Raw genomic sequence first — 800 nt, 5'->3', positions numbered from 1 at the left:
CCGAGCAACAATTACACTGGTTATTAGCGGGTTATGATGTGATTGGCCACAGCAAAATTGATGTCGCAGGTAAGCAAGTGCTTTAATTATTCAAAAGAGTTGGCGATCGATTGATGATCATCAAAGTCAGCTCAGTTAGCACTGGAAAGCCTTTCGTTATGCCTTAAAATAGGCTTCATGAAAAATGTACTCGCCCTTCAACAGCGTATTGCTGAACTTGAAAAACTGTTAGCGCAGAAGGATGCACAAATCGCAGCCTTGGAAGAGCGCTGGCGCTTGGCCCAACAAAAACAATTCGGCAAAAGTGCTGAAGGCTTTGTAGGGCAAAGCGAGCTGTTTAATGAAGTGGAAGAGATTGTTGAGGAAGTTGAGGCAGAGCAACAATCCATTAGCTACACCCGTAAAAAGCCGGTGCGAAAGCCACTGCCAAAAGACTTACCCCGAGAGCAGGTTATTCACGATATAGCAGATAAAACCTGTGATTGTTGTGGCGGTGAGCTACATAAAATGGGTGAAGATAAGTCAGAAAAGCTTGAGTTTATTCCCGCTCAAATCAAAGTGATTGAGCACATTCGGCCTAAGTACGCCTGCCGTCACTGTGATAAATCCTCAACTCAAACACAGATAAAGCAAGCCTCAATGCCTGCCATGCCCATCAACAAAGGCATTGCAACAAGCAGTTTGCTCAGTCAGCTTATCACCAGTAAATACCAATATGGGTTACCGCTTTATCGCCAGGAAGCCATGTTCAAGCAATACGGTATTGAGCTCAGTCGCCAGACCATGAGCAGCTGGATAGA

Annotated in this window: 1 protein-coding gene; it reads left to right on the top strand. The window is 45.0% G+C overall.

The features are described 5' to 3' along the window. Nucleotides 1–177: 177 nt before the first annotated feature. A partial coding sequence (locus H5202_RS23515) for an IS66 family transposase zinc-finger binding domain-containing protein (RefSeq protein ID WP_182774120.1) occupies nt 178–800 on the top strand: 623 nt, incomplete at its 3' end.

Origin of the sequence: Shewanella sp. SG41-4 (genome assembly GCF_014164505.1) — a bacterium.
Classification (GTDB): Bacteria; Pseudomonadota; Gammaproteobacteria; order Enterobacterales; family Shewanellaceae; genus Shewanella.
The sequence above is the reverse complement of the archived record's forward strand: the minus strand, read 5'-3'. Positions and strand labels throughout refer to the sequence as shown.